Origin of the sequence: Mesorhizobium sp. M7A.F.Ce.TU.012.03.2.1 (genome assembly GCF_004006095.1) — a bacterium.
Classification (GTDB): Bacteria; Pseudomonadota; Alphaproteobacteria; order Rhizobiales; family Rhizobiaceae; genus Mesorhizobium.
In genome coordinates, this window is record NZ_CP034779.1 from 4,150,551 (window position 1) to 4,175,080 (window position 24,530).

Annotated in this window: 20 protein-coding genes; 9 read left to right on the forward strand and 11 right to left on the reverse strand. The window is 63.5% G+C overall.

Annotated features, from left to right (window positions below; translation table 11 throughout):
- The first annotated feature begins 123 nt into the window (after positions 1-123).
- The 5 genes from EJ079_RS20330 to EJ079_RS20350 all read left to right on the forward strand — a co-directional run bounded on the left by EJ079_RS20330 (position 124) and on the right by EJ079_RS20350 (position 5,389).
- A complete protein-coding gene (locus tag EJ079_RS20330) occupies positions 124-1,251 on the forward strand; it encodes a sugar ABC transporter substrate-binding protein (protein ID WP_127322625.1) in 1,128 nt (375 codons plus the stop codon).
- 82 nt (positions 1,252-1,333) lie between these two features.
- Positions 1,334-2,881, forward strand: coding sequence for a sugar ABC transporter ATP-binding protein (locus EJ079_RS20335; RefSeq protein ID WP_127396020.1), 1,548 nt, complete (start codon positions 1,334-1,336; stop codon positions 2,879-2,881).
- Complete coding sequence (locus EJ079_RS20340) at positions 2,878-3,858, forward strand: ABC transporter permease (protein ID WP_127396019.1); 981 nt, start codon at positions 2,878-2,880, stop codon at positions 3,856-3,858. The genes EJ079_RS20335 and EJ079_RS20340 overlap by 4 nt, the downstream gene beginning before the upstream one ends.
- Positions 3,855-4,841, forward strand: a complete 987-nt coding sequence (locus tag EJ079_RS20345; protein WP_127809939.1) for an ABC transporter permease — start codon at positions 3,855-3,857, stop codon at positions 4,839-4,841. Before EJ079_RS20340 ends, EJ079_RS20345 begins: the two co-directional genes overlap by 4 nt.
- A 2-nt stretch (positions 4,842-4,843) precedes the next feature.
- Complete coding sequence (locus EJ079_RS20350; RefSeq protein ID WP_127809940.1) at positions 4,844-5,389, forward strand: gluconokinase; 546 nt, start codon at positions 4,844-4,846, stop codon at positions 5,387-5,389.
- On the opposite strand, the gene EJ079_RS20355 is transcribed toward EJ079_RS20350, so the two are convergent.
- Positions 5,384-6,535: a hypothetical protein gene (locus EJ079_RS20355; RefSeq protein WP_127809941.1), complete on the reverse strand. Its 1,152-nt coding sequence runs from the start codon at positions 6,533-6,535 to the stop codon at positions 5,384-5,386. The genes EJ079_RS20350 and EJ079_RS20355 overlap by 6 nt on opposite strands.
- 218 nt (positions 6,536-6,753) lie before the next feature.
- On the reverse strand, positions 6,754-7,659 hold the full coding sequence (locus EJ079_RS20360; protein ID WP_127809942.1) for a LysR family transcriptional regulator: 906 nt from the start codon (positions 7,657-7,659) through the stop codon (positions 6,754-6,756).
- Positions 7,660-7,778: 119 nt separating this feature from the next.
- Between EJ079_RS20360 and EJ079_RS20365 the strand changes: the two genes are divergently transcribed.
- Together EJ079_RS20365 and EJ079_RS20370 are read left to right on the forward strand one after the other, a co-directional pair.
- Positions 7,779-8,201, forward strand: a complete 423-nt coding sequence (locus EJ079_RS20365) for a DoxX family protein (protein ID WP_127270225.1) — start codon at positions 7,779-7,781, stop codon at positions 8,199-8,201.
- A gap of 43 nt (positions 8,202-8,244) precedes the next feature.
- Entirely contained in the window at positions 8,245-9,114 is an 870-nt protein-coding gene (locus EJ079_RS20370; RefSeq protein WP_127809943.1) for an NmrA family NAD(P)-binding protein, read from the forward strand.
- Between the two features lie 116 nt (positions 9,115-9,230).
- Here the strand turns inward: EJ079_RS20370 and EJ079_RS20375 are convergent, their stop codons facing one another.
- Both EJ079_RS20375 and EJ079_RS20380 read right to left on the reverse strand, forming a co-directional pair.
- Positions 9,231-9,680: an Rrf2 family transcriptional regulator gene (locus EJ079_RS20375; RefSeq protein WP_013530871.1), complete on the reverse strand. Its 450-nt coding sequence runs from the start codon at positions 9,678-9,680 to the stop codon at positions 9,231-9,233.
- A gap of 257 nt (positions 9,681-9,937) precedes the next feature.
- Positions 9,938-10,924 (reverse strand): sulfate ABC transporter substrate-binding protein, encoded by a 987-nt coding sequence (locus tag EJ079_RS20380; RefSeq protein WP_127809944.1) that lies wholly within the window; start codon positions 10,922-10,924, stop codon positions 9,938-9,940.
- Between the two features lie 227 nt (positions 10,925-11,151).
- On the opposite strand from EJ079_RS20380, the gene EJ079_RS20385 reads away from it, so the two are divergent.
- Together EJ079_RS20385 and EJ079_RS20390 are read left to right on the forward strand one after the other, a co-directional pair.
- Positions 11,152-11,424, forward strand: coding sequence for an antitoxin (locus EJ079_RS20385; RefSeq protein WP_127271402.1), 273 nt, complete (start codon positions 11,152-11,154; stop codon positions 11,422-11,424).
- On the forward strand, positions 11,425-11,823 hold the full coding sequence (locus EJ079_RS20390; protein WP_127809945.1) for a type II toxin-antitoxin system VapC family toxin: 399 nt from the start codon (positions 11,425-11,427) through the stop codon (positions 11,821-11,823).
- Between the two features lie 15 nt (positions 11,824-11,838).
- Here the strand turns inward: EJ079_RS20390 and EJ079_RS20395 are convergent, their stop codons facing one another.
- The 7 genes from EJ079_RS20395 to EJ079_RS20430 all read right to left on the reverse strand — a co-directional run bounded on the left by EJ079_RS20395 (position 11,839) and on the right by EJ079_RS20430 (position 24,503).
- Positions 11,839-12,879 carry a sulfate/molybdate ABC transporter ATP-binding protein gene (locus tag EJ079_RS20395; RefSeq protein ID WP_127381770.1) on the reverse strand — a complete coding sequence of 347 codons (1,041 nt, stop codon included), beginning with the start codon at positions 12,877-12,879 and terminating at the stop codon, positions 11,839-11,841.
- A gap of 13 nt (positions 12,880-12,892) precedes the next feature.
- Complete coding sequence (cysW, locus tag EJ079_RS20400) at positions 12,893-13,777, reverse strand: sulfate ABC transporter permease subunit CysW (protein ID WP_127809946.1); 885 nt, start codon at positions 13,775-13,777, stop codon at positions 12,893-12,895.
- Entirely contained in the window at positions 13,770-14,621 is an 852-nt protein-coding gene (gene cysT, locus EJ079_RS20405; protein WP_013530875.1) for a sulfate ABC transporter permease subunit CysT, read from the reverse strand. The genes cysW and cysT overlap by 8 nt, the downstream gene beginning before the upstream one ends.
- Positions 14,622-14,642: 21 nt before the next feature.
- On the reverse strand, positions 14,643-15,668 hold the full coding sequence (locus tag EJ079_RS20410; RefSeq protein ID WP_127271865.1) for a sulfate ABC transporter substrate-binding protein: 1,026 nt from the start codon (positions 15,666-15,668) through the stop codon (positions 14,643-14,645).
- A 220-nt stretch (positions 15,669-15,888) separates the two neighbouring features.
- Positions 15,889-16,641, reverse strand: a complete 753-nt coding sequence (locus tag EJ079_RS20415) for a M15 family metallopeptidase (protein WP_127809947.1) — start codon at positions 16,639-16,641, stop codon at positions 15,889-15,891.
- 60 nt (positions 16,642-16,701) lie between these two features.
- Positions 16,702-18,792 carry a penicillin-binding protein 1C gene (gene pbpC, locus EJ079_RS20420; RefSeq protein ID WP_127395669.1) on the reverse strand — a complete coding sequence of 697 codons (2,091 nt, stop codon included), beginning with the start codon at positions 18,790-18,792 and terminating at the stop codon, positions 16,702-16,704.
- A 212-nt stretch (positions 18,793-19,004) separates the two neighbouring features.
- Entirely contained in the window at positions 19,005-24,503 is a 5,499-nt protein-coding gene (locus EJ079_RS20430; RefSeq protein WP_127809948.1) for an alpha-2-macroglobulin family protein, read from the reverse strand.
- Positions 24,504-24,530: the final 27 nt, after the last annotated feature.

The following is a 24,530-nucleotide window of genomic DNA, read 5'->3' on the forward strand; positions in this document are numbered from 1 at the left end:
GGGAGGAACCGGGTCGGCCATTCACCGACCAATGAAAGCGTGGCCAAGGCAGGAGGTGCCGGGCATCGCGCGAGACTTCGCAAAGTCAAATAACAAACAGAACTGCAATTGGGAGGAATATCGATGATCAAGTCACTTGTTGGTGGCATCGTTGCCGCCACTGCATTCGTCATGTTGAGCTCGTCGGCGATTGCTGCGGGCCCCGAAATCGTCAAGGGTCCAGCGGCCGAGCCGGATTGCTTCGCACCCTGGGCTGCGGATACGCAGTTCTTCAAGTTCCCCAAGAAGGACGGCCCTTACCGCATTGCGCTCGCCAACGGCTATATCGCCAACACGTGGCGTATCCAGATGGTGCAGACTGCGAAGGCCTATGCAGCCCAGAAGGACGTTGCTGCAAAGCTGAAGGAATTCAAGGTCGTCTCGACCGGAGAAGACGTGCCGGCACAGATCTCGGCGATCAATAACTTCATTGATTCCGGCTATGACGCGATCGTGGTCAACGCCCAGAACCCGACCGCTTTCGGGCCGGTGATCAAGCGCGCCAAGGAAGCCGGTGTCATTCTGGTTGCCTTCGACAACATTCTCGACACCAAGGACGCCATCAACGTCAACGTCGACCAGAAAGGTCTTGGCGAGCTGTGGGGCAAATGGTTGGTCACGCATGTGCCGAATGGCGGCAAGGTGCTCGAAGTGCGCGGCGTTGCCGGGACATCGGTCGACACCGACCGCCACAACGGCATCCATGAGGCTCTCGACGCGTCCGGGAAGAAGTGGGAGGTCACCGAGGTGGTCGGCAAATGGGATGACGGCGTGGCGCAAAAGGCCTCGGCCGACGCCATCGCAACCAACGGCCCCTTCGACGGCGTGACCGGACAGGGTGGCGACACCGGCATCGTGCAGGCGATGATCGATGCCAAGCATCCCTTCGTGCCGTTCGGCGGCGAGACCGAGAATGGCTTCCGCAAGTTCTGCGCCGCTCATGCTGCGGACGGGCTGAAATGCTCATCGGCCGGCACCGGTCCGGCCCAGGTGGCGGTTGCCATCAAGACGGCGATTGCCGCACTCGAAGGCAATGTCGTTCCGCAAGCGGTCAAACTGCCGCTGGCGATTGTCGAGGATCCGAACTTCAAAGCCGGTCAGGATTTCTTCCCCGACCAGTCTGACAATTTCTTCGTCGGCAACTCCTTCCCGACCTGCGGCATCAATTTCACGGCGCAGGAAATCATGGGCCAGACCAAGGCGGACCAATAGGCAGCATACAAGGCGCCGCGGGATCTCCCGCGGCGCCGGCCATTCGATATCCCTGGTCGTCAAAAGTGCCTCGGGAGGGCCGATGGACGGTATGGTTCCGCTCTTCCGGATGGAAGGCATATCCAAGCGCTATGGTGGTGTGCGGGCGTTGGAAAAGGCCGAGCTTTCGGTCTCATCCGGCAGCATTCACGCCATTCTCGGCGAAAACGGCGCCGGCAAATCGACGCTGATCAAGGTTATGGCGGGCGTCGTCGCGCCCGACGAAGGGCGCATGACGCTGGATGGACGCGAAGTGACATTCGCCTCGCCAGGCGCGGCCAACAAGGCCGGTATCGTCTGCATCTTCCAGGAACTGTCGCTGGTTCCCGAACTCAGCGTTGCCGACAACATAGTCATTTCCGATCCGCCGAAGCGTTTTGGCATGATCGACCGCAAGGCGCAGCGCCGCATCGCCGAGGAGGCGCTGGCACGCGCGGGCGCCGCCGATATCCACCCGCTGGCGCTGGTCAAGGACCTGCCGCTGTCACGCCGCCAAATGGTCGAGATCGCAAAGGCGCTGGCCAGGAAGCCGCGCATCCTGATCCTCGACGAGGCGACCTCGGCACTGACCGCGACCGACGTTGCCAAGATCTTCAGCGTGCTCAAGCGATTGCGCTCGGAAGGGCTGGCGCTGCTTTACATCTCGCACCGCATGAACGAGATCGCCGAGCTTGCCGACCACTGCACGGTGTTTCGCAACGGCCGCAATGTCGCCAGCTACAAGGCAGGCACAAAGAGCGACAACGAAGTGGTCGAACTGATGATCGGTCGCGAATACAGCCATATCTTTCCGCCCAAGCCGGCGGCGGTGCCTGCCACCGCAGCCCCCAGGTTAGAGGCCCGCAAGCTCTCCTGGGCCGACCGGCTGCACGACATCTCGCTGACCGTCAGGGCAGGTGAGGTGGTCGGCATTGGCGGCCTCGACGGTCAGGGCCAGCGCGAATTGCTGCTCGCCTTCTTCGGCGTGCTGCGGGGCCTCAGCGGCCAGATCCTGATCGACGGCAAGCCGGTGTCGATCACCAGCCCATCCGTTGCGCGCGACGACGGCATCGGCATGGCGCTCATCCCCGAGGACCGCAAGACCGAAGGCCTGATGCTGCCGATGACGGTGCGCGAGAACCTGTCCTTCGCGGCGCTCGACCGGCTGTCGAAAGCCGGCATCATCGATCGCGCCGCCGAGCAGCGGCTGATCGACGACATGGTCGGCCTTTTGGCGATCAAGACGGCAGGCCTCGACATTCCGGTCGGCGCGCTTTCGGGCGGCAACCAGCAGAAAGTGGTCATCGCCAAATGGCTGATGCGCCAGCCGCGCATCATCCTGCTCAACGATCCGACGCGCGGCATCGACGTCGGCACCAAGCAGGAGCTGTACCAGCTGATGCGCAAACTGGCCGACGCGGGTGCTGCGATCCTGTTCTACTCGACCGACTATGATGAACTGATCGGCTGCTGCGATCGCGTGCTGGTGCTCTATGACGGGGCGGTCAAGCGCGAGTTGGTCGGTGCCGAGATCACCGAGCGGGCGCTGATATCAAGCGCGCTCAACATCCATGGCGAGGAGAGCCCGGTGGGCCTGGGAGCAAGCGCGTGAAAGATTGGCGCTACTGGCTGGCCGAGCAGCGCGGAACTCTGCTGGCGCTCGGCATCTTCATCGTCATGTTCGTCATCTACACCTCAAACCATCCGGCGGGCTTCACCGCCAATGTCGTGCAGACGGCGTCGAACAAGGGCGTGCTGCTCGCCTTTGTCGCCATGGCGCAGACGCTGGTGGTGATCACCGCCGGCATCGACTTGTCCGTCGGTATGATCTTCCTGCTCACCAACTGCCTCGCCTCCTGGCTGGTGGTCGGCACGCCGATGCAGACGACGCTCGGTGTCATCGCCGTGCTGGCGGTGGGGCTGCTGTGCGGCGCGATCAACGGCGCCATCGTCATCTATGGCCGGCTGCAGCCGATCGTCGCCACCATTGCCACTGGCGCCGTCTATTACGGCATCGGCCTTTTGCTGCGGCCATTTCCGGGCGGCTCGGTCAATGAGGATCTGGCCGATGCGCTGACCGGCCGCGTGTTCGGCGTGGTACCGGCAAGTCTCCTCGTGCTGCTGGCCGTCGTGCTGGTGATCTGGGTGCCGTTCAGCCGCTCGGTGCTCGGCCGCGCCGCCTACGCGGCAGGCTCATCGGAGACGGCGGCCTACATGTCCGGCGTGCCGATCCGGCGCGGCAAGTTCGCCGCCTACACGCTGGCCGGCCTGCTGGCGGCGATCGGCGGACTGTTCCTGACTTTCTTCACCTATACGGGCGAGGCGGCCTATGCCAGCGGCAACTCCTACACGCTGTTTTCGATCGCAGCCGTGGTGCTCGGCGGCGTCTCGCTGTTCGGCGGCAAGGGCAGCGCCATCGGCGCCATCTTCGGCGCGCTGGCCTTCCGCACCATCGGCGACCTGTTGTTCGTCTTCGATTTCGATCCGCTCTGGCAGCCGCTGTTCCAGGGCGTTATCCTGCTGGTCGCCGTCAGCCTCGGCGCCTTCGCCCTGTTTCGGGTCCGCAACCGGCTGGAGTGGTTCCTGTGAGCGAAACGACGCTTGGCGGTATTGCCGGCCGCATGCCCAGATTCATCCGCCGCGCCGATCCGGCGGTGCTGACGGCCTTTGCCTGCATCGTTCTCTTGCTGTTCCTGGGCAGCCTCTATTCCAGAAGCTTCCTGTCGCCTGAATATCTTCTGCAGCAGCTCAAGGTGGCTTCGTTCCTCGGCGTCATCGCAACCGGCATGATGCTGGTCATCCTGCTCGGTCAGATCGACCTGTCGGTGCCATGGGCGGTGGCGGCGGGCGCCATGATGGCCTGCGCTGCGGCGGCGTACGGCCCGGTCGGCGTGGCGCTGGCCATTCCGTTCGGTATTTTCTGCGGCATGCTGATCGGCGTCGTCAACGGCATCGGCGTCGCCTATCTGCGCATCCCCTCGATGATCATCACATTGGCCACCAACGCTGTCGCGCAAGGGCTGATGGTGGTCTACACCGGCGGCTTCTCGCCGCAGGATTCGGCAACGGGCGCGATGCGCTACCTGGCGACCGGCTTCGCCATTCCGGGCGTGCCCAACGCGGTCATCATCTGGGCGCTGATCGGAGCCGCGATGGTGTTCGTGCTGACCCGTACCAGCTTCGGCCGCACCGTCTACGGCATCGGCAACCGCGAACGCGCGGCGTATCTCTCCGGCATCGATACGCGGCGCGTGGTGATGGTCGCCTTCGCCGTCTCCGGCGGGCTCTCGGCTTTCGGCGGCGTGCTTCTGGCTGGCTATGCCTCCAAGGCGGCGCAGTCGATGGGCGACGCTTATCTGCTGCCGTCGATCGCCGCGGTGGTGCTTGGCGGCACCTCGATCCTGGGCGGGCGCGGCTCTTATCTCGGCACTGTCGCCGGTGTCATCCTCATCACGCTGCTGCAGTCCATCCTCTCCGTCATGCAGATGCCGGAGGCGGGGCGGCAGATCATCTATGGCGTCGTCATTGTCGCCATGCTGCTGCTCTACGGCCGCGCGCCGGCAAGCCGCTGACCGTGGACGGAGCGGCAGCACAGGCGCCGACGAGCGCCCCCGGCTCGGTGCCGGCCATCGTGGTGATGGGCGTCGCCGGCTGCGGTAAGTCGGCCGTCGGTATTGCGCTGGCGGCCGCGCTGGGCGTTACCTTCATCGAGGGCGACAGGCTGCACCCGCCGGAAAACGTCGCACGCATGGCAAGCGGCGAACCGCTTACCGATCAACTGCGCGAAGGCTGGCTCGACGCGATCGGCGAGCGCATCGCGGAGTCTGTGGGCAGCGGACAGGGCGTGATTGCCGCCTGCTCGGCACTGAAGCGCAGCTACCGCGACCGGTTGAGCGGCTTCTGCCCGGAAATCGTCTTCCTCTATTTGAAGATCGACCCTGCCACGGCCAGGCAGCGTGTCGGCAGCCGCAAGGGCCATTTCATGCCGGCAAGCCTGGTCGACAGCCAGTTCGCCATCCTCGAGCCGCCGGCTGCGGAAGAGCGCGCCTCGACACTCGATGCCACACGCCCGGTCGGTGAGCTCGTCGCTGCCGCGGTCCGCCTGATACGCCGGTCATGAGCCTTCATCTGTGCCGATTTCGGTGCCGTCCTGGGCCTCGGTCAGCCGCTGCCGGCGGGACCACGTCAGCATCTGCTCGGGGTAGAGCCTCAGCGCTTCCAGCAGGCGGTCGCGCTTGAGCAGGATGTAGTGCGCCTGCACAGCCATGTTCTTGGCGCCATCCCTGGCGGTGTCCTTTGCCGGGGTGACAGACGCCTCCGGCGTCAACTCGGGGCTGAGCACGGCCTGGTACTCAATGAAGGGAACCACTTCGAAGGTCGACATGGCAAACAGGGCGGTTCGGCCCCTGGCGGCAAAATTCGCCGGCGCCGAGGCGAGATGCGTCCAGCCGCTTTCGCCCATGGCTGCCTCGGTGAAAGTCGTGCCGGCATGGACGGTGTTGGTCATCGTCACCACGCCATTCTGCTTCAGGATCTTCTGGATGCGGATGGTGACCTGATAGGCGTCGTCGCGATCAAAGACGACCCGGCTTTTCAGGAACCGGTTTTCGACATTGACTAGCGGCGGGTTGAGGAAACGCAGGCCGAACGCGCTTTCGGAAATACCGTGGGTGTTGACGCTCACCTGATGCGCCTCGACACCGGCCTCGTATAGCGCGCGCTTGCCGATGATGGTCTGGGCGGTGAATTGATCGCACCAGAGGATGGCGCCGTGGCCGCGCTGCAAGGCCGACCGCAGCCCCTCCAGCCCCTCCAGCCGGATCGTCGGCGACCAGCGGCCAGCCACCAGATGTGCGGCAAGTTGCAGGCGGCGCCGATGGCGCGCCGCCAGCAATCCCTCGAACAGCTTGCATGTATCGATGCCATCGCCAAGCACCGCGCGTGTCGCGGCCGCGTAGGCCGGGAATTCCTTGCGCATATGGCGCTTGAGGCGAACCCTCGATATGCGGCCGCAGATCGGCGCCCACCAGCGCACCGGCAGCGCCGCTGCCACCACGAGATAGAAGACGGACAGCAGGCCTTCCCGAAGGTCCTTGTTGGAAAAACGGCGAAGCCGGCCGGGGTGAACCAGCTTGCGGCTGAAGAAGCGGACGTCCTCCGCCCGTTCCGGGACGAAGACGTCGGCGATGATTTCAGTGCGGAAACTGGCTGCCGATGGCAGCTTGCGGGCGGCCTTGCGGGATTTTGCGAACCACCACAGCCTCATCGGTCCAGCCCGTTCTTCGACCCCCGCTTTACTGCGTCGGCTTGGGCCGTGCAAGGTCGTGTCCGCGCTCAAGATTTCTGCAAATTCCGGTTGCCCTATATCTGGGCCAGGCGCGTTGCTTACGTCATCGGCATCCGACACAAGAGGATTATCAGCTCTTTCGTGCAGCGCGAGCTGGCGCCCGCGACGCCGGACCGCTGATCGCTGACCGGCAGTCGCTATTCCATATACGGCGTCAGCACATCTTCGATCCATTTCATGAACGCGCGGACTCGGCGCGACAGATTGCTCCGATGTGCAACGACGAGGGATACGGCGAGCGCCCGTCGACGAAAATCGGGTATGATTTCGACAAGCGCTCCACTCTCCAAGTATCGGCCAATGCCCAAAAGTGGCGCCTGAATCACACCAAGGCCGGCGAGGGCGGCGGCTTCGTAGGTCTGCGCGCTGTTGACGTGCAGCGCACCTGGCAACTGAAGCGTCGCGTAGCTGTCGCCGTCCGGATATTCCCATCCATAGGGTCTCGCGCCCAGCACCGTCGAAAAGTGAATTGTCCTATGTTCCTGACGCTGGAGATCTTCCAGCGACCGAGGGACGCCATGGCGCGCCAGATAGGCGGGACTGGCAGCGTTGGCCATGCGCAACAGGCCCAACGGGCGGGCGATCAGCGTTTCGTCGCGAATGGGTCCAAGCCGCAATACACAATCGAACCCCTCTTGAACCAGATCGACTTGCCGGTCCGTACTCGACACCTCCAGCTCCAATTGGGGGTGCGCCGCCATGAAATCCGGCAAGGCCGGCACGATCGTTGTGCGCGCCACTTCGGTCGGAAGGTCGACTCGCAAACGCCCGCGAAGTGCCACGCGATCGCCTGCGAACATCGAGTGCAGATCATCGACTTCAGCGAGCAGATCGCGGGCACGGGCATGAAATGCACGTCCGTCTTCCGTCAACCGCACGCTGCGCGTCGTCCGGTGCAGGAGCCTGACACCGAGATCTTCTTCCAGCTTCCGGACCGCCGTTGAGGCTCTCCCCTTTTGGATGCCAAGGCTGTCGGCTGCGCGGGTGAAGCTCCCCATTTCCGCTACCGTTATGAAAATGAGGATGGGTTCGAGATTTTGTATTTTCGTGCCCCGGTATTGTTCCCCAAAAAGAGAACAGTCGGTTCATTTCCTCGGTGTTTATCACGCCTGAGAGGCACAGTAAGCTTCGAATATGGGATCTCCCCATCGGAGAATGACAAGTGTCCGAAACTGTGAACCCGCATCAGACACCTGAAACTATGACCTTGCATCGCGCCCTGTGGGCCGGCCGGATAATGAGCGCGTTTGTCGTTATCGCTTTGATGACAGACGGCACTGTTCAGCTTTTCGCGCCGGCACGGGTCGCGAGCATGTTGCAGGAAACCGGGTTCGCGATGGATCTGACGCGCGTCGTGGGTCCGATCATCCTCGCCTGCGCCATCCTCTACGCCATCCCGGTCACCGCCGTCCTCGGCGCGATCCTGGTGACGGGCTTTTTGGGAGGTGCCATCTGCGCCCATCTCCGCATCGGTGAGTTGGGATCGCCGCCGGAAATCATTTCCCTGCTTTTAGGCGCGATGACCTGGGGCGGCCTCTATCTGCGCGATCCCCGTATCCGGGCCATTCTGCCGCTCATCCATTGAACCAACAGGGGCAGTTCTGTCCCTCAACATCAGGAGAAAACACATGTTCTTAGTAATGGGAATCACGGGAAACGTGGGCGGCGCGACGGCAAGGCATTTGCTAGCGCAAGGCAAAAAGGTGCGCGCGCTGGTCCGCGACCGTGAGAAAGCGTTGAGCTGGGCGAACCGGGGCGTGGAGCTGGTTGACGGCGATTGGAATGATTCGGCAGCCATCGAGCGGGCGCTCGAAGGCGTCGAAGGCGCGTTCGTCATGCTGCCCCCTGTCTGGGCGCCGTCGCCCGATTACAAGGAAGCAAAGGGCGTGATTGCAAGCTATGTCGAGGCGCTCACCAAGGCAGCGCCGCCGCGAGTGGTTGCGCTTTCGTCGATGGGCGCGAACAGAACCAGCGGGCACGGGGTGATCGCGGCCTTGTCCCTTCTGGAGCAAGGTTTTCGCGACCTGAGATCGCCAGTTGCTTTTGTGCGCGCAGGCGGATTCTTCGAGAATTTTCTTTTCGGGTTGCAGGTCGCGCAGGGCGGAACGCTGCCGGCTTTCTACAATCCGACAAACCGGAAATCGACCATGGTCGCGACGAACGACATCGGCGCGGAATTCGCAACGCTTTTGACCGGGCCAACGTGGTCAGGGCAGCGCATCGTCGAGCTTGGTTCGATGGTCAGCGCGGATGAAGTCGCGGAGCAGTTGGGTGAAGTCCTGAACCTCGACGTGAAAGCCTTTGCAATCCCGCGTGCAGGGTGGGCGGAAGCGCTCGAACAATTCGGCATCCCGAGGGGCCACAGCGGACCTGCCGAAGAAATGTACGAGGCCGTGAATGCAGGATGGATGGACCTCGGTGTGGCGGGTACGGAGCATGTAGCGGGTACGACGTCCGCACGCGCTGTATTCGAGGCTGCGTCAAATGTGAACGGGTAGGCCAAAACTGCATGGGGTTTTCCGTGATTTCGAGCTTCGAAACCCGAGATTCGGAGAACTCCCTCCTTCAACGCACGAATCTCACATCTGTCTGAGCGCGGTCAGCTTGCAGTGGTTTATATCTGCGACGTCAGTTCAACCGGGAAATCGTCATTGTCGGCGTCGCGCATGGCGGCAAGGCTGCGATTGTCCAGCACTTCGGCGATCGCCTGCCGCACCTCCAGCATCATGTGGCGGACCTGGCAGGTCGCCTCGTCGCAATCCTCGCAGCGCTGATACTGCGTGCGGCTGGCGCAAGGGATCGGCGCCAGCGGCCCATCAAGCACGCGCACGACGTGGCCGATCTTGATTTCGGAGGCCGGCCGGGCGAGGCGATAGCCGCCTTCCTTGCCCTTGCGGCTCTGAACGAAGCCGGCATTGCGCAACTCGCCAAGGATGGCATCGAGGAATTTCTTCGGGATGTTGTTGGCCACCGCGATGTCATTGACGAAAGCCAATTGGCCGGCCGGCAGGCCGGACAGATGCACTAGGGCCTTGAGGCCGTATTTGCCTTTTTTCGTCAGCATGCCCAGATCAACCCATTGAAGCCCCAACCACTCGCATCTGGCGACTGTTTGTGTGCAAATAATGACGTTTTCGCCGCGCGATGATGTTTCGCGAAAACAAGCCGCCGGATTGCAGTTAGGCACAAACGCGTTGATTCTTTGTAACGTTTTGCACTGAGAAGGCGGATATTCCGCTGATAACCAGGTTTTCGGCGTTCAAAACGAAAAAAGCCGGCAGGGCGCCGGCTTTTCCGTCAACTGCGCAGATATCGCGGCCTTCAGCGGCTGCCGTAGGTCTGGTCGAGCAGGCCGCCAGCGGCGAAATGCGCTTTCTGCACTTTGTCCCAGCCGCCGAAGACGTCTTCCACCGTCAGCAGCCGGATATCGGGGAAATCGGCCTTGTATTTTGCCGCCACAGCGGCGTCGCGGGCTCTGAGGCCGTTGCGGGCGGCGATGTCCTGGCCCTCCGGCGTGTAGAGGAAGTCGAGATAGGTCTTGGCCAGATCGCGCGTGCCGTGCTCGTCGGCAACCTTGTCGACGATCGCGACGGGGAATTCGGCCAGCAGGCTGACCGTCGGAGTGACCTGCTCGAATTTGCCGTCGCCATACTCCTTGCGGATGCCGCGCGTCTCCGACTCGAAGGTGATCAGCACATCACCGATCTCGCGCTGCACGAAGGTGGTGGTCGCGGCGCGGCCGCCGGTGTCGAAAATCGGCACGTTGTTGAAAAGCTTGGTGATGAACTCCTTCACCTTGGCCTCGTCGCCCTTGAAGGCTTCCTTGGCGTAGGCGGTGGCCGCCAGATAGGTGTAGCGCGCATTGCCGGAGGTTTTCGGATTGGGGAAAATCACCTGCACGTCGTCGCGCACGAGATCGTTCCAGTCCTTGATATGCTTGGGATTGCCAGCGCGTACCAGGAAGGACGGCAGCGAATAGAAGGGCGAGGCGTTGTCGGGAAAATCCTTCTGCCAGTCGGCCGAGACGAGATCCTTCTTGACCAGGAAGTCGATGTCGGTGACCTGGTTGAAGGTAACGACATCGGCGCCAAGGCCCTCGGCGATGGCACGCGCCTGCGCCGAAGTGCCGGCATGCGACTGATCGACCGTGACGCCCGGATGCTGCGCGATGAAGGCCTTGTTCACCTGCACGAACAGTTCGCGGCCGACGTCATAGGACGCATTGAGCAGTTTGTCGGCCGACCAGGCTTGGGAGGATGCAAGGAACAGGCTTGCGACGGTGGCAAGCCCGAGGAAAAATCGTCTCATGAAACAGGCTCCGATGCAATTTATGGTGGGACCATAGCCGGGGTGCGTGGTGTGCGACGAGGCATGCGCCGTAGGTTCGTGGCCTCATCGTAGGAAAATATGTCGCCTAAGTCGATGAATGTTGGAATTCTGTTCCAGGAGAATGCTACCTTCGTCGGAGTTTTTCTGCGCCTTGTTTTGCGGCGCTGCATGGCATATACAAAAGGCATATACAAAAGAGCTGCAACATGCCCCAGAGCCGACATTCAACAACGCCGCCCAAGGAGGCGAAGCTGTTTCGCAACAACCGCAGCCAGGCGGTGCGCATTCCTGTCGAGTTCGAGCTTCCCGGCGAAAAAGTCCTGATCAGCCGGGAAGGCGATCGTCTTGTCATCGAGCCGGTTCGCAAACCTGGCCTCACCGCGTTGCTCGCCCAGTGGGCGAAAGAGCCGCCGCTCGATCCTGAAGATGACTTCCCCGAGATCTACGACACGCCAGTCAAATCCGAGGACATTTTCTAGATGCGGTTCATGCTGGATACGAACATTATCAGCGACATGATCCGAAACCCGGCTGGCAAGGCCGCGAGGGCAATGTCGCGCGAGGGAGATGACGCCGTTTGCACCAGCATCGTGGTCGCCTCGGAATTGCGATATGGCTGCGCCAAGAAGGGATCGGCCAAGCTGTTCAAGAAGGTTGAAGACTTGCTGGCCGAGATTCCTGTCTTGCCGCTCGATGTGCCGGTGGATGCCGAGTATGGCGGACTTCGCGCCGAGCTTGAAGCCGCGGGCCAGACCATTGGCCACAACGATCTTTTTATCGCCGCTCATGCCTGTGCATTGGGCACCACGCTGGTGACCGCCAACACGGGAGAGTTCAACCGGATCAGGGGCCTGAAGGTCGAGAACTGGCTGGCGTAGCCATAGACCAGAGGATCAAGCCGCCGGAAAAAGCTTCCAGCGTCCGGGGCGGAACGCCACCCGGCTTTTCTGCGCCGCGGGGTGATCGACCGGCAGTTCGATTTCGACCCGCTGGCGCTCTCCGCCTATCTCAAGCTCGACCCGGCGCGTGCCGGCGACGCGCCGGCTGGCGGCGACCGTGCCGGCGATGCAGCCGCTGCAGCCGTCCAGCAATTCGACATCGTGCGGGCGGAAGTAGAGCGTCGCATCGCCCGAGGGCTCGTTGGGCGCGGCAAGCCCGATCGGACGGTCGGCGAGCCAGATTTCGCCATTCTCGACCTTGACGGGAAGCGAGCTCGATTCACCGATGAAGCCGTAGACGAAGGGCGAGTTCGGCGTGTCGTAGATATCGTCGGCGGTGCCGACCTGCTCGATGCGGCCCTGGCTCATCACGACGACGCGGTCGGCAAGCTCCAGCGCCTCTTCCTGGTCGTGGGTGACGAAGACGGTGGTGTGGCCGGTGGCGTCATGGATTTCGCGCAGCCAGCGGCGCAATTCCCGGCGCACTTGCGCGTCAAGCGCGCCGAACGGCTCGTCGAGCAGCAGCACCTTGGGCTCGATCGCCATGGCGCGGGCTAGCGCCACGCGCTGCCTCTGGCCGCCGGAGAGCTGCGCCGGATAGCGCTTTTCGAGTCCTGAAAGCTGGACGAGGTCCAGAAGCTCGGAGGCGCGACGGCGGATCTCCTGCGCCGGCGGGCGCGACGGTCCGTGCCGGACCTTCAGGCCGAAGCCGATATTGTCCGCCACCGTCATGTGCCGGAACAGCGCATAGTGCTGGAAGACAAAGCCGACATTGCGCTCCTGGATGGACTTGTGCGAGGCGTCCTCGTCGCCGAAGAATATCTTTCCCCGTGTCGGCCGCTCCAGCCCGGCAATCAGCCTGAGCAGCGTCGTCTTGCCGGAACCGGACGGTCCCAGCAACGCGATCAGTTCGCCCGACTTGATGTCGAGCGACACGTCGTGAAGCGCCGGAAACCGGTCAAACTCCTTGCGCACGTTGGCAACGCGAACTTCCATAGTGGTCCCTTTGTCAGTGCCCGCGTGTCGCGGCGATCTCGGCGCCGTAGCGCATCTCGAGAAGTGTTTTCAAGACCAGCGTGACGAGCGCCAGGCCCGCAAGCAATGAAGCGACGGCGAAGGCACCGACGGCGTTGTACTCGTTGTAGAGGATTTCGACATGCAGCGGCATGGTGTTGGTCAGGCCGCGTATGTGGCCCGACACCACCGATACCGCGCCGAACTCGCCCATGGCACGCGCATTGCACAGGAGCACGCCGTAGAGCAGCCCCCATTTGACGTTGGGCAAGGTCACGTACCAGAAGGTCTGCCAGCCATTGGCGCCGAGCGAAAGCGCTGCCTCCTCGTCGCCATTGCCTTGCTCCTGCATCAGCGGGATCAACTCGCGGGCGACGAAGGGGAAGGTGACGAAGATTGTGGCCAGCACGATGCCCGGCACGGCAAACAGGATAACGATGCCATGCGCTTTCAGCCAGGTGCCGAGCAGCCCCTGGGCGCCGAACAGAAGCACATAAACGAGGCCTGATATGACCGGCGAGACCGAGAAGGGGAGGTCGATCAGCGTGGTCAGGAAGGCCTTGCCCTTGAACTCGAACTTGGCGATCGCCCAGGCGGCGGAGATGCCGAAGACGATGTTGAGCGGCACCGAGATCGCCGCCACCAGCAGCGTCAGCCGGATCGCCGAGCGCGTGTCGGCACTGCTGAGCGCTTCGGTGTAGGCACCGATGCCCTTGGCGAAGGCTTCGTTGAAGACGATGATCAGCGGCAAGAGCAGGAAAATGCCGAGGAAGGCGAAGGCGACGGCCATCAGAGCCAGGCGCGCAGGGCGGCTTTCCGTGACCGCCGCCGACTGGCTTTCATGATGCGGTTCGTAGGATTTGATCTCCGGGTCAGCCATAGCGCTTGCGGCTCCATGACTGTGCGAGATTGACGACCAAAAGCATGATGAACGACAGAGCGAGCATGATCGCCGCGATCGCTGTCGCCGCCGGATAATTGTATTCCTCCAACCGAATGACGATCAGCAGGGGTGCGATTTCTGATTTGTAGGGCAAGTTGCCGGCGATGAAGATGACCGAGCCGTATTCGCCGACGCCACGCGCGAAGGCGAGGGCGAAGCCGGTGACGATGGCCGGCGCCAGGCCCGGAAACAGGATGCGGGTGATGATCTGGAAGCGATTGGCGCCAAGCGTGGCGGCGGCTTCCTCCACTTCCTTGTCGATCTCCTCCATGATCGGCTGCACGGTGCGCACGACGAAGGGCAGCCCGATGAAGATCAGCGCGATGACGATACCGAGCGGCGTATAGGCGACCTTGATGCCGAGCGGCATCAGCAATTTGCCGATCCAGCCGTTCGGCGCGTAGAGCGTGGTCAGCGCGATGCCGGCCACAGCCGTCGGCAGGGCGAAGGGCAGGTCGACCATGGCATCGACGATGCGGCGGCCGGGGAAACGGTAGCGCACCAGCACCCATGCGACCAGCGTGCCGAAGACGACGTTGACCGCAGCCGCGACGAAGGCGGTGCCGAAGCTGATTCTCAGCGCATTGATGGTGCGGCGATCGGTGGCGATCGCCCAGAATTCAGGCCAGCCAAGGGCGGCCGAGCGCCAGAGCAGCCCGGATAGCGGGATGAGGATGATGAGGGTGAGGTAGGCAAGCGAGAAGCCGAGCGTCAATCCGAAACCCGGAATTACGCTCGGCTGCCTGAATCGCCACCCCGCCTGGGCGGGTGCTGTGGTCATGTCGTCCTGAATATCGACTGCTTACTGGGGCTTGTAGATCTGGTCGAATATACCACCATCGCCGAAATGATAAGGCTGTGCTTTTTTCCAGCCACCAAACTGTGGATCGTCGATGGTTACGAGCTTGATCGGCGGCAGCTTGGCGAGGTCCTCGGCCGGCACCAGATCGGGCTTGGCAGGACGATAATGGTTCTTGGCGATGATCGTCTGCGCTTCTTTGGAATAGAGCCAGCTCAGATAGGCCTCGGCGACCTTGCGCGTGCCCTTGGCATCGACATTGGCGTCGACCACCGCCACCGGCGGTTCTGCCAGGATGGAGGTCGGCGGGTAGACGATGTCGAAATTATCGGCACCGAACTCGTCGAGCGCCAGATAGGCCTCGTTTTCCCAGGCGATAAGCACATCGCCAAGACCCTTTTGCGCGAAGGTCACGGTCGAGCCGCGCGCGCCGGTGTCGAGCACCGGAGCATTGGCGTAGAGCTTGCCGACGAATTCCTTGGTCTTGGCCTCGTCGCCGCCGTCATTGGCGTTGGCGTAGGCCCAGGCGGCGAGATAGTTCCAGCGCGCGCCGCCGGAGGTTTTGGGATTGGGCGTAATCACCTGGACACCGTCCTTGACGAGGTCGCTCCAGTCGTGAATGCCTTTGGGATTGCCCTTGCGGACGAGGAAGATGATGGTCGAGGTGTAAGGCGCTGAATTGTTTTCGAATTTGGTGCGCCAGTCCGGATTGATCTTCTTCGCCTTCGAGACGATGGCGTTGATGTCGCCTTCAAGTGCCAGCGTCACCACATCGGCGTCGAGGCCGTCGATCACGGCGCGGGCCTGGGCGCCCGATCCGCCATGCGACTGCTGGACGGTGACGGTCTCTCCGGTCTCGGCCTTCCAATGCGCGACGAAAGCTTCGTCATAGGCCTTGTAGAGCTCGCGTGTCGGATCGTAGGACACGTTGAGAATGGTGGTATCGGCAAACGCGAAACCGAGCGTGCCGAACTGGACAGATGTGGCGACCAGTGCGCCGAGCAGTTTCCTGAAATGAGGTTTGGTCATTTCTGCCTCCGTTGAACCCGCGCCAAATCTACCGAATTGGTAGAAATTAGATGCATTCAATGTTGCCTTTTTTGCCCCTCTTGAGAAAATGTTCGACGCTATTTCGCCGTTAGGAGAAATATTTTCCTCTTGCGGCCTAAGGAAGAATCCATGGCCCGGCCACTCAGCCTATCTAGCAAGGGGCGGTGCCGAGGCAAGGTGTGGAATTTGGTCGGGTGGATCAATCTGCGGTGATGGGAAAGTCGAAACGCTGTCTGGCGAACGGTTCGCTTTTCAGCGTGAAGTGCCACCATTCCCTTGCATAGTTCTTGAAGCCGCCGGCGCGCATGGCGTCGACAAGCATCTTGCGGTTTGCCGCCGCTTCACTGGCAAGGCCGCGGTGGGCGGTTTCGCTCATCGGATCAAAGCAGTCGAAACCGGTGCCGAAATCGAGCGTGTCGGCATCGCCCGCGCCGCAGGCCTGGTTCGGGCTGGACCTGCGGTCCGTCCGGGCGACGGCGACATCGACGGTCGAGCCACGTGAATGGGTCGATAGTTCTCCGACATAACCCTTGGCGATCAGCTCACTGCGCCTGACCTTCGGATACCATTGTGGATCGGGCGACCCGCCATCGCGCGTCCATTCATTCATGTCGGCGACGGCGCGGGCAGGGCGGTAGCAATCGAACAACACCAGGGTCAGGCCTTTGGCGGCGATCGCTTTCTGGACGGCGGACAGTGCCTTTGCCGCCTGCTCGGTGAGGATGCAGGCCGGGGCGTCATAGCCGTCCACCTTGCGATGCAGAAAATTGTCCGATCCGGCGTAGCGTATGTCCTGGCGGATCGAGGGATCGACATCGGCGAGCCGGACGAAGCCGGCGGGCAGGGCATCGGCCAAAGCGGGGAGGGTGGTTGCCGTGACAAAGATTGTTGCTGCCAGTGCTGAGGCTGCCGACAAGAACGGATTGCGCGAGGGGTGCCTTGGAACAACCATGGGCAAGTGTCTGCTATCCTCTGCCTTGGAAAGCTAAGCCTATGAATCGCTTGCAGCCGTCTATTCGACAAACACCTTCACACTCGCCGCACGCCCTGCGGCGTCGATGACGGTCAGCGTCGAATAGCCGGCGCCGTCGGGCTGCCAGGTCGCGGTGCGGCGACGATCGATGCCTGCCAGCGGCTTGCCGTTGGCGAGCCAGCGGAACGGCGCACGGCCGCCTTGCAGCTTCAGCACCAGTGGCGAGGCGTCGGCCGAATTGGTGCCGAGATCGACGCGGGCGCCGTCGGGCGGGAAGATGATGGTCGGTGCGGGTTCGCTCACCGTCGCCTGCACCAGGCCATCCGACCCGGCGCCGAAGCGGGCGAGCGTCACCGGCAGGTCCTCGCGTCTGGGGCTGAACATGCCGGGCGGTTTGCCCGGCAAGGGGACGGTGGCGAGGCCCGAGCGGACAAAACCCTCGAACAGGATGGGAGCGGCCGAGACATAGCCGGAAAGGCCGGGCACCGCGCCGGCATCGGGGCGGCCGACCCAGACGCCCAGCACGTAGCGGCCGTCGAAGCCGACCGACCAGGCGTCGCGGTATCCGTAGGACGTGCCGGTCTTGTAGGCGATGCCGCGCTGCAAGGCCCCCTCGGGCGGCTTGACGCCTGACAATATGTCGATGATCTGCCAGTTGGCCTGACCGTCGAGGATGGTGGCGCTGGTGCGCTCGGCATCGGCAGGCTCGGTGCCGTCATGCAGCGTGTGCGTCTTGCCGCCATTGGCGAGCCCTGTGTAGAGCTGGACGAGGTCGCGCAATGTCACCCCGACGCCGCCCAGACCGATGGCCAGGCCCGGGGCTTCGTTGACCGGCAGTATGGGGCTGACGCCGGCCTGGCGGAAGCGCGCCATCAGCCGCGTTGGCCCGACCGCGTCGAGCACGCGGATCGCCGGCACATTGAGCGACAATTGCAGCGCTTGCCGGATGCTGACATCGCCCTGGTAGCCCATATCGAAATTCTTCGGCCGGTAGCCGGAGAAATCGACGGGGCTGTCGTCGATCAGCGTTTCCTGCGCCACCAGGCCCTGTTCGAAGGCCAGGCCGTAGATGAAGGGCTTCAGCGTCGAGCCGGGCGAGCGGACGATCTTTGTCATATCGATCCAGCCGGAGCGGCTGGCGTCGAAGAAATTGGCCGAGCCGACTTCACCAAGGATGTCGCCGGTGCGGGAGTCGGCCAGCACCATGGCGACCGAGAGGCGGGGGCCGAGCTTGGTGGCCGCGTCCCTCGCCACCTGTTCCAGCCCCTCCTGGACGCTCTTGCGGATCGTCAGCTGCAAGGGCTGGCCGGGGACGGCCTTGGGCAACATCGCATAGGCGGCGTGCGCGGCGAGCGCCGGCAGCGTGCGGCGCAGGTCCGAGACATCGTCGAGGGCGGCCCGTGCGGCCTCGCGCTCGCCGAGCAGGCGGGAGGAGACCATTCGGGTCAGCACCCGGTCGCGGGCGGCGTGGGCGATCTTCAAATTGCGGTCGGGCCGGCGCTTTTCCGGCAGTTGCGGCAGAGCGACGAGCAGGGCGGCCTCGGAAACGGTGAGCCGTTTCGGCTCCTTGCCGAAATAGGCGAGCGAGGCGGCGCGCACGCCTTCCAGATTGCCGCCATAAGGCGCCAGCGTCAGGTAGCGTTCGAGGATCTCGCGTTTCGACAGCCGCCGCTCTATCTGGATGGCGCGCAGCATCTGCTTGACCTTGGAGCCGAGGCTGCGGCTTTCGCGCGGCTCGATCAGCCGGGCAAGCTGCATCGAAAGCGTCGAGCCGCCGGAGACGATGCGGCCGCTGGTGGCGAACTGGCCGGCGGCGCGGGCCAGCGCCAGCACGTCGACACCTTCATGGTCCCAGAAACGCTTGTCTTCGTAGGTGACCAGCATGTCGACGAACTGCTTGTCGACCTGGTCGAGGCGGGTTTCGAGCCGCCAGTAGCCGTCCGGCGTGGCGAAGGCGCGCAACAATTCGCCGTCGCGGTCCTGGACTTCGGTGGAGACCGTGAGTTCGGCTGGAAGCGGGGGTGGGAAGGCACGGTCGAGCGCCCAGAGGGTGGTGGCGGCAATTGCGGTGAGTCCAATGAGGGAGGCTCCTGCAACGGCCGTGCGACGAAGGAACTTCTTGGAAAGCATGGCGCCGCCCCTCATCCGGCTGCCGCCACCTTCTCCCCGTATAGTGATGGGGAGAAGGGTGCTGTCATGGCCCTTGGCGCTTTTCCAGCAACGTTCAAAGTTGGCGAAAGCTTTGTTGCAGGCCTCTTTCTCCCCGTCACTATACGGGGAGAAATGCCCGGCAGGGCAATGAGGGGCAGCACAAGCCTCACTTTCATATTCGCCAAGGCGCCTTACGGCGCCTTGACCTCCATCATGCCGGTGGCGGTGCGGGCCGAATATTGCGGCCGGTACATGTCCTCCACCGTTGCCGCCGGGTGCGCATAGGTACCAGGCGTCACCGCGCGCACGACATAGGCGAGCGTCAGATTGTGGTCATGATCGCCGTCGGCCGGGTTGAACGCCGCGACGAAACGGTCGTCGCGGAATTCGAGATGCGCGGCATCGGTCTGCGCCAGCCACGAGAAGTTCGTCAACTGGGCGCTGGAGACCAGGCCGGGATTGTCGATCTCGAAGCCGGCCGGCAACAGGTCGGTGACCAGCAGGCGCGACGGCCATTTGTTCTGCTCGTTGACCTTGAGCACGACGACATAGCGTTCGTTCTGCGTCGCCTCGGTGACATTGGCCTCGGTGCCGTCGAGCTTGTAGTAGGTGCGGTTGATGGTGAAGCCGTCGCCGCCGGCCGGCAAGGGCTGGACCGGCGACGCCACGGTGGTGACGACGGCCTGCAGCGGGGTTTTGCCGGTGTTGGCGATGGTCAGCGGGCTGTCGGCCAGGTCAGAGCCTTCCACCTGGTTGGAGTAGCCGCCGGAATGCGCCGCGCCATTGACGGCCAGCGTGATCGTATCATTGCCCTCCTTCAGCGCGCGGGCCGCCAGCAGCATCCAGGATTCGTCCTGGGTGGTGGTCCAGCGGGCTTCCGCGCGTTCCCTGGTCACCAGCTTGATCAGTTCCGGCACGATGGTCGGCACCGGCTTCGATTCCGCCGCCAGCGCCAGCATCGCTGCGCCATCACGCAGCCCCGAACCGTAGTCGGAGCGGTAGTAGTCGTAGTCGGTGGTGGACTTTGCCAACTGCAAGGCGGTCTTGAAGGTGGCTTCGGCGCGCGGTGTATCGCCGTAGAGCGCCAGGCTTGCCGCCAGCTGGGCAACGGCCATCGGGCTTGAGAAAGCTTCGAGTTGGGTATCCGCATAGTAGCGCAGGTCGCCGATCGAGGCCTTCTTGTTGCGGGCCAGAACGTAGAGGGCGTAGGCGATCTCGCTGCCACGGTCCTGCACGCTCTGGTCGTAGCCGAGCGAGTTCTGCAAATTGCTCAGCGCCTGGTTCATGGCCAGGCTCGGCACGTCGTATTTCTGCTCGCGCGCCCTGGTCAGGAAGTCGGTGACATAGGAATCAAGCCACAGATCGCCGGAGCCCGGACCCCACAGGCCGAAGCTGCCGCCCGAGGCCTGATAGCTCAGAACCTTATAGATGGCGTCCTGGATGCGGCCATGGATATCGGGATCGCTGGCCATGCCGACGCCGGAAGCCAACTCATTGACGTAGAGAAGCGGCATGGCGCGGCTGGTGGTCTGCTCGGCGCAACCATAGGGGTAGCGGTCGAGCGTCATCAGCAGCGACGGCACGTCGAAGGCGGCGGCCTGCGAAACGCCGACACTGACGGAGGCGCCGTTGAGCAGGCTGGCTGCCAGCAGTTCCTTGTCGACGCGCAGCGCGCCGCCATTGCCCTTGAGGTCGACCACCAGCCGGGTGGTCACCGGCAATTGCGCCGGGCGCACCGGCACATAGAGCGTCTGCTCGACCCTGGTGCCGTCGGCATGGGCAAGCTTGATGGTGAGCGAGGCATTGCCGGCCGTCTGAGCGACCAGCGGCACGGTCAGCGTCTGGCGCTTGCCCTGGGCGAGCGTCAGCTTCTGGGGCAGGGGCTTGTCGCCGGTCGACAGGTCACCCGTTGTTTCGATCGAGAACGCATAGTCGCCGGCCGGACCATCGGTGTCGGCGACGTCTAGGCGCATGACGGCGGCGTCACCAGGCGCCAGGAAGCGTGGCAGGCCAGCGGTGATCACGATGGGATCGCGCACGATGACATCGGACTGGGCGTGGCCGACCGCATCCTTGGTCCAGGCGACGGCCATGACGCGCACGGTGCCGTTGAACTGCGGGATGTCGAAGTCGACGCGCGCCTTGCCGTCGGCATCGAGTTCGACGATGCCGGAGAAGAAGGCGACCAGTTTTTCGGTCGGCGGGTTGCCTTGCGCCTGCATGTTGGCGCCGTCGCCGCCGGTCCGGAGCTTGCCGGTATTGCCGAGCGAGCCATCGATCAGGCGGCCGTATATGTCGCGGATTTCCATGCCCAGCATGCGCTGGCCGAAGAACCAGTTCTCCGGATCCGGCGCCTTGTAGTTGGTCAGGTTGAGGATGCCGACATCGACGGCGGCAACCATGACGTAGGCATTGCTTCCCGGCTGCACGCCGGCGACCGAAACCGGCATCGACAGCTGCTGGCGCGGCATGGTCTTGTCCGGCGGCGTCAAGGTGATGGCGAGCTTCTTCGAGCCCGGATCGACCTTCAGCCATTTCACGCCGATGGCGCGGGCCGGCATGCGCGTTTCCTGCGCATCGCCCGGCCTGAAAAGCGTTGCCGTGACATAGGCACCGGCACCCCAATCGTCGCCGACCGGTATGTCGACCGTGCTGCCGCCGGCCGGCACGGATGCCGTGACGGTCTTCAACAGTTTGTCGGAACCGATGTTGATCAGAAGTTCGCCGGCAAAGTGCGGCGAGACTTTCAGCTTGGCCACTTCGCCGGCGGCATAATTGTCCTTGTCGAGGGCGATTTCGAGACCGTCGGGCGTTTCGGTGGTGGTCGAGGAGACATACCAGCCGGCATCGAACTCGTAGCTTGTCGCCGGTCCCTCGGGATCCGATGTCTCGACCTCGAGGCGGTACTGACCCCAATCGACCGGCACGGAGACCGTCGCGTCGCCGTCGGCGCTAAGGTCGACCTGGCCGTTGGCGATCGACTTGGTGAAGGTGACCGGCTCGTAGTTCCAGGAATTGTTGGAGCGGTACCACTGGTAATTGCGTTCGACCTTGACCAGCGTCCACTGCGCGCCTTTCAGCGCCTCGCGCTTGCCGTCGGGATCGACGGCGATCAGGCTGAACTTGGCGGTGCCGCCCTGCGGCACTTCATTGTCGGCGAAATCCGGACGGATGCCGATCATATGGCCTTGCGGGCGGATGCCGATGTTGAGCGAACGCTCGATGGCGCGGCCGCCGGTTTCGCGCATCCTCACCGTCACCTTGGCGTCGACCAGCTTGGTGGTCGAGGGCAGTTGGTCGACGGAGACCGGGAAGGTCACCTTGCCGTCATCGCCGACCACCGGCAGATCGGCGAGGGGAGTGACCGTGGGTTCGGCCGACTGCTCGTCGGCGAGACCGAAGGAAAAGCCCTGGAAGCGGTCCCAGTCGCGCGACGTCGACAGCGTCAGTTCGCCTTCCAGCGCCAGGCCCGCCGCCGGCGCGCCATAGAGGAAGCGGCCGTCAATGTCGATGTTGGCGGTTTCGCCCTGGGCGATTTCCTGCTTGTCGGCCTTCATGTCGAATTCGATGCGATCCGGCACGAAATCCTCGACCAGGAACATGTGGCTGGCCACGGCCGGCTGCTTGGGATCGGTGTATATCGACACCGACCAGGTGCCTCGCATGGCGTTGGGTTCGAGCGGCAGGTCGACGGCATGGCCACCGGCCGAAGCGCCGTCACTGACGATGCGGCGGCTTTCGACACCGTCGGGGCGCGAGAAGACGAACGTCAACGGCAGGTTCTCGACCGCCTTGGCGGCGCCGTCGCGGGCAAGCGCCGCGACATGAACATCTTCGCCGGCGCGGTAGATGCCGCGTTCGGTCCAGGCATAGACGTCCAGCGCACCTGGCGCCGCGCGCCCGGTGACGCCGCGGTCGGACAGGTCGAAGCCGGCCCGGCCCATATCTAGAAAGACGAAATCATTGTCGCCCTGCTTGGCCATCAGCACGGCCGGCACCATGCCGCCGTCGCCGCGCGTCAGGCCGGGGTTGAAGACGGCATGGCCGTCGGCATCCGATGTCGCCGTGCCGAGAACCTCATTGTTCCTGGCAACCAGCGTCAGTTCGGCGCCGGCTATCGGCTTGGCGCTGCCCAGTGAACGCGCAAAGACGTTGAGCCCGTCCTGCCCCGTATAGGTCGACAGGCCGATGTCGGAGACGACGAACCATTGCGTGGCCATCGAATTGTAGTTGTCGCTCTTGTCGTTGACGGCCTGCGCGGTCAGCACGTAGACGCCGGGCTTGCGCTGCGGCACCGCCTCGTCGACCGGGAAGGAGGTGGTGACCTCCTTGTTGAGATCATTGGCGATGTCGAGCTGGCCTTGCCAGACCGGCGCGCCCATCTGCTCGGAAATGTTGGAGATGTCGTAGCCGTCGAGCTGGTGCAGGAACTGGTAGCCCGACAGAAGCTGGGCCAGCGAACGATCGCCGACGCGGTAGAGCTTCATTTCGGCGGCATTCATGTTGACGGTGACGATCGGAATGCCGCGGCGCGCGCCGGCCGGCAGCACGAAGCTGTCACCGGTGAAGCGGGCGGACGGTGCGCGGTCCTGGACATAGATCGACAGCACCACGGGGGCCGCGGTCACTTCGCCGATTGCCGCCGGCAGGCCGGCGCGGAAGGTGACGTCGTAATGCTGACCATGCTCCAGCCCTTCGACGCAGATTTGCTTGTCCTTGGCCTCGACGCCCTTGGGTGGCGCGTTGTCGACGGTGACGAACGGCGCGTAGTCGACGCCGGTCTTGACCAGATCCTCGGAGAATTGCGCGCAGATGCGCGGCGCGCTGGTGTCGGCGTCGATGGTGTGATCGACAACGCGGAAACCCTTGCGGGCCTTGAGATCGGCATAGTCGGCCTGGACCGCCGGCGAAGGGTTCAGCGCAAGGCTGGCCTCATAGGCCTGCAGCGCCGGCCGGTAGAGATCGCGCTTGTCGAGCCCGTTGCCGAGCAGCGCCAGCACTTCGGCGCGCGTCTTGGTGGTGCGCAGCAATTTATAGGCATTGAAAGCGGCCGACGTGCCGTTCGCCGGCAAAGTGGAGGCTTCGGAGGTGCTGGCGGCGGGCTGAACGGCCAGCGTTTCACGCGCCAGGTTGAGCCAGAGCGGACCATCATCGGGCAGCACCGAGACCGCGGCCTCGTATTTCAGCATGGCGGAGCGGTGATCCCCGGTCAGCACGGCCTGTTCGGCGGCGTTCAGCAAGGCAGCCATGCCTTCGGTCGGCTTGTCATAGGCCGGGCCGAGCAGCTTGTTGCGGTATTGCTGGGCCTGATCGGCCATCCAGTTGGGGAAGAAAGCGAGTTCCGGCGGCGCGCCGATATCAGGATCGCCATCGATGTTGACGACCTTGCCCGCGACCGCGCCGTTGAAGGTTTTCAGCTGGTTGTAGTCGGATTTGAGGAAGCACCATTTGGCTTTTTTGTTGTAGGTGAAGGCGCGGCAGGCCGGGTCTCCCAGGCATGTCGTCTTGCACTGGTCGATTGTCACATTCTGGTCGGACCTGAGATCAAAGCCGAAATAATCGGAATTGTCCGTTGTCGCGATCCGCCGGGCCTCGGCCGCTTGCGCGGCGCTGCTCCAGGCCAGGACATTGGCCCAGGCGAAAAACAGAAGAATCAGGATAGACAGACCACGAGCCGCGCGCATTGCCATAACACCCCTCCAGACACAGCTGACGTC

What these genes read in the sequence shown, in the direction of transcription:
- EJ079_RS20330 (WP_127322625.1), top strand. Translation starts at nt 124, where the DNA reads ATGATCAAGTCACTTGTTGGTGGCATCGTTGCCGCCACTGCATTCGTC.
- EJ079_RS20335 (WP_127396020.1), top strand. Translation starts at nt 1,334, where the DNA reads ATGGACGGTATGGTTCCGCTCTTCCGGATGGAAGGCATATCCAAGCGC.
- EJ079_RS20355 (WP_127809941.1), bottom strand. Translation starts at nt 6,535, where the DNA reads ATGAGGCTGTGGTGGTTCGCAAAATCCCGCAAGGCCGCCCGCAAGCTG.
- EJ079_RS20370 (WP_127809943.1), top strand. Translation starts at nt 8,245, where the DNA reads ATGTTCTTAGTAATGGGAATCACGGGAAACGTGGGCGGCGCGACGGCA.
- EJ079_RS20375 (WP_013530871.1), bottom strand. Translation starts at nt 9,680, where the DNA reads ATGCTGACGAAAAAAGGCAAATACGGCCTCAAGGCCCTAGTGCATCTG.
- EJ079_RS20380 (WP_127809944.1), bottom strand. Translation starts at nt 10,924, where the DNA reads ATGAGACGATTTTTCCTCGGGCTTGCCACCGTCGCAAGCCTGTTCCTT.
- EJ079_RS20385 (WP_127271402.1), top strand. Translation starts at nt 11,152, where the DNA reads ATGCCCCAGAGCCGACATTCAACAACGCCGCCCAAGGAGGCGAAGCTG.
- EJ079_RS20390 (WP_127809945.1), top strand. Translation starts at nt 11,425, where the DNA reads ATGCGGTTCATGCTGGATACGAACATTATCAGCGACATGATCCGAAAC.
- EJ079_RS20395 (WP_127381770.1), bottom strand. Translation starts at nt 12,879, where the DNA reads ATGGAAGTTCGCGTTGCCAACGTGCGCAAGGAGTTTGACCGGTTTCCG.
- cysW (WP_127809946.1), bottom strand. Translation starts at nt 13,777, where the DNA reads ATGGCTGACCCGGAGATCAAATCCTACGAACCGCATCATGAAAGCCAG.
- cysT (WP_013530875.1), bottom strand. Translation starts at nt 14,621, where the DNA reads ATGACCACAGCACCCGCCCAGGCGGGGTGGCGATTCAGGCAGCCGAGC.
- EJ079_RS20410 (WP_127271865.1), bottom strand. Translation starts at nt 15,668, where the DNA reads ATGACCAAACCTCATTTCAGGAAACTGCTCGGCGCACTGGTCGCCACA.
- EJ079_RS20415 (WP_127809947.1), bottom strand. Translation starts at nt 16,641, where the DNA reads ATGGTTGTTCCAAGGCACCCCTCGCGCAATCCGTTCTTGTCGGCAGCC.
- pbpC (WP_127395669.1), bottom strand. Translation starts at nt 18,792, where the DNA reads ATGCTTTCCAAGAAGTTCCTTCGTCGCACGGCCGTTGCAGGAGCCTCC.
- EJ079_RS20430 (WP_127809948.1), bottom strand. Translation starts at nt 24,503, where the DNA reads ATGGCAATGCGCGCGGCTCGTGGTCTGTCTATCCTGATTCTTCTGTTT.